Raw genomic sequence first — 3,832 nt, forward strand, 5'->3', positions numbered from 1 at the left:
GGTCCCAGGTCGAGCAGGCCGGCCACACGGTCGGCGCCGACCTGGGACCGCTCGCCGGTGACCGACGCGCAGGGCGGTGCGGGGCAGCGCAGGGCGGTGCGGGGCAGCGCAGGGCGGGGCCGATGGCAGGTTGACGCATTGACGTGGGCTGATCAGAATGAGCGACGGAGCCAGGTAGGGCCACCGGTGCGAGGGCGACGAAGGCGGAGCATCCGCCGTCGAGGGTCGCCGGTGAGCTTCCGCGAGTGACCACGTCCGCGTGACATGGTCCGTCGCGTGCTGTCCGCGTACCCCTGAGGGACCGTGACGTGCGGACGGCCGCCCGCCGGCGTCGTTTCTGGACGGCGCCGGATCTCCGAAGTGGAGCTTGAATTGTTCCGTCCGAAGGCTCTCGGCGGCGCGCTCACCGCGCTCGTCACCGTCGCGGCTGGCGTGTTCCTCGCCACCGCTGTCAGCACCAGCCCGGCCGTCGCCGCCGGCACCGGTACGGGTTATCTGCATACCAGTGGCAACCAGATCGTGGACAGCACCGGTGCAACGGTCCGGTTGACCGGCATCAACTGGTTCGGCATGGAGACCGACAACAAGACCTTCCACGGGTTGTGGTCGAACAACCCGTGGCGGGGGCAGCTCGACACAATGGCCCGGTTGGGTTACAACACGTTGCGGGTGCCGTACTCGAACGACGCGCTGAAGCCGGGTGCGACCGCCAGTGGGATCAACGACTTCGTCAACCCGGACCTGATCGGGCTGTCGCCGTTGCAGATCCTGGACAAGGTGATCGACTACGCCGGCAGCAAGGGCATGCGCATCATCCTGGACCGGCACCGGCCGACGGCGGCCGGGCAGTCACCACTCTGGTACACGTCGACTGTTTCCGAGGCGACCTGGATCAACGACTGGAAGATGCTCGCTCAGCGGTACGCGGGCAACCCGACGGTGATCGGCGCCGACCTGCACAACGAGCCGCACGCGGAGGGCACCAACCCGGCGGCCACCGGCGCGTGCTGGGGCTGTGGCGACACGACCCGGGACTGGCGGCTCGCCGCCGAGCGGGCCGGGAACGCCGTCCTCGGTGTCCAGCCCAACTGGTTGATCTTCGTGGAGGGTGTGAGCTGCCCGAGTGGTGGCCTCTCCAACGTCTGGGACGGCGACACCAGCAACGACGAGGACTGCGGTTGGTGGGGTGGCAACCTGTCGAAGGCGGGTCAGTTCCCGGTCCGGCTGAGTGTGGCGAACCGGTTGGTCTACTCGCCGCACGAGTACGCCACCTCGGTGTACCGGCAGACCTGGTTCGACGCCCCGGACTACCCGGCGAACATGCCGGCCATCTGGGACAAGTACTTCGGTTACCTCTACAAGCAGAACATCGCCCCGATCATGATGGGCGAGTTCGGCAGCACCCTGGTCGACCCGAAGGACAAGGTGTGGCTGGAGAAGTTGATGGCGTACACCGGGACCGGGGTGACCGGGATGTCCTTCACCTACTGGTCGTGGAACCCCAACTCGGGTGACACCGGCGGCATCGCGTTGGACGACTGGACCAATGTCAACACCGTCAAGCAGGCGATCCTCCAGCCGTACCTGATCGCGCCGTCCGGTGGCGGCACCAGCGGGCCGCCGACCGGCGGGCCGACGGACCCGCCGACCGGCGCCTGCACGGCCACCTACCGGCAGGTCAACGCCTGGCAGGGCGGCTTCCAGGGCGAGTTGACGGTGAAGAACACCGGCTCGGGCGCGGTTAACCCGTGGTCGGTCACCTGGAGTTGGCCGTCCGGGGTGACGTTGGGCAGTGGTTGGAACGCCACTGTCACGCAGTCCGGTACGACGGTGACCGCGGCGGCTCCGAGCCACGCTCCGTCCCTGCCGGCGGGCGGGTCGGTCACGGTGGGCTTCACCGCCAACGGCACGGCGAGCGCACCGGGCACTGTGAAACTCAACGGCACCGCCTGCTGATCCACCAGGACGGCCGATGTACTGCTTGCCGGTACGGCCGGTGCATTACTGCCGGGACGGCTGGTGCGCAGCGCATCGGCCGTCCCGGCCATTTACATTCAGATCCTTCTATGTTCTTATCGGGAAAGCGCTTGCCTCTTCGTTGGCGGGTGCGAGCGCGGGAGCCGCTCTCCTTCACGAACCTGCACCGGCGGGCCCGAGGACCACTGGTCCCGGCCGAGATTCGCCGCCCACGGGCATGGGCGTCGCGACACCTCCGTCCGCCTCATCGAAAGGAAGCAGCATGCGCACAGGACGGCGTCGAATGACGCTGATCGCCACCACTGCCGCAGCCACCGCCGCCTTGGTCACCGCCGGGCTCTTGGCCTCCGTGTCGGCCCAGGCGGCCGCCGGCTGCCAGGTGGCCTACTCGGTCGCCAGCCAGTGGCCGGGGGGATTCACCGGCAACGTCACAGTCACCAACCTCGGCGACCCGGTCTCCGGGTGGACGCTGCGCTGGTCGTACGGGGCCGGTCAGCAGACCAGCCAGGCGTGGGGCGCCACAGTCACGCAGAGCGGCAGCCAGGTCTCCGCGACGAACGTCGACTACAACGGCAACCTGGCGACGAACGCCAGCGCCTCGTTCGGCTTCAACGCGAGTTGGAACAACTCCAGCAACCCGGCTCCGAGCAGCTTCAGCCTGAACAACGTCGCCTGCACCGGCAGCACCACACCGACCACCCCGCCGCCGACCACCCCGCCACCGTCGAGCACTCCCCCGCCCGGCCAGCAGCCGTCGGCGCTGGTCGGCTGGGCCACCCAGAACGGCGGCACCACGGGTGGCGGCAACGCCGCCACGACCACCGTCAGCAACGCCTCGGGCCTGACCAGCGCGCTGAACGCCACCGGCGCCGCAGTCATCCGGGTGACCGGGACGATCACCTGCTCGGGGATGCTGCGGGTCCGGTCCAACAAGACCATCATCGGCAACTACGGGGCGACGATCGTCGGCTGCGGGCTCAACATCAGCGGTGACCGCAACGTGATCATTCGCAACCTGACCTTCCGCAACTGGAACGACGACGCGATAAACGTGCAGGAGTCGGCCACCAACATCTGGATCGACCACAACAGCTTCAGCAACGGGTACGACGGCGCCGTCGACATCAAACGCGGCTCGGACTTCGTCACCGTCTCGTGGAACCGGGTCTTCAGCCACGACAAGACGATGCTGCTCGGTCACAGCGACGACAACGCCAGCCAGGATGTCGGTCACCTGCGGGTGAGCTACCACCACAACTGGTTCGACGGCAGCAACCAGCGCAACCCCCGGGTGCGCTTCGGCAACCCGGTGCACGTCTACAACAACTACTACCGGGCCAACGGCGGCTACGGCGTCGCGTCCACCGAGAACGCCGGCGTGCTCGTCGAGGGCAACTACTTCGAGAAGGTCGACGACCCGTACCACCTCGGCGAGGGGGACTCGGGGCCCGGCAGCCTGGTCGCCCGCAACAACCACTTCGTCAACTCGCCCACCGGCCAGACCGGCGGCAGCGTGGCCAGCATCCCGTACTCGTACCAGCTGGACACCGCGAGCAACGTCAAGTCCATCGTGACGGCGGGCGCCGGCGCCGGCAAGATTACCGTCTGACCACGGAGGGGACCCCTCGTCGAGGGGCCCCCTCCGCGCGGTCAGTGGGTGGCGCAGCCAGCGGCGGGGGCAGCCACGACCGGCGGTGCGCCGATCGTCGGCAGACCGAGCAACACCCCAGGGGTGCGCGGGGAGCGCCCCGCCTCGGCCGCTCAAAAGCTTCGAATCGATGGCAGGCCATCGCTTCAACCTCACCACCGTTTCGGTCGAGCCCAATGTCTGGGGCGGCGTCGGCCGCGGGCGGGG

The 3,832-nt window shown here is 68.5% G+C and carries 2 protein-coding genes; both read left to right on the forward strand.

The genetic code is table 11. The features are described from left to right. Positions 1 to 372 precede the first annotated feature (372 nt). Positions 373 to 1,956, forward strand: coding sequence for a cellulase family glycosylhydrolase (locus ABZ749_RS31290; protein ID WP_357234118.1), 1,584 nt, complete (start codon positions 373 to 375; stop codon positions 1,954 to 1,956). Positions 1,957 to 2,239: 283 nt separating this feature from the next. Next, positions 2,240 to 3,586, forward strand: coding sequence for a cellulose binding domain-containing protein (locus ABZ749_RS31295; protein WP_357234116.1), 1,347 nt, complete (start codon positions 2,240 to 2,242; stop codon positions 3,584 to 3,586). Positions 3,587 to 3,832: the final 246 nt, after the last annotated feature.

This window comes from Micromonospora sp. NPDC047753 (genome assembly GCF_040642735.1).
In the GTDB taxonomy this organism is placed as follows: Bacteria; Actinomycetota; Actinomycetes; order Mycobacteriales; family Micromonosporaceae; genus Micromonospora.

Coding starts and splice junctions, on each gene's coding strand:
- ABZ749_RS31295 (WP_357234116.1), top strand. CDS start 2,240: ATGCGCACAGGACGGCGTCGAATGACGCTGATCGCCACCACTGCCGCA.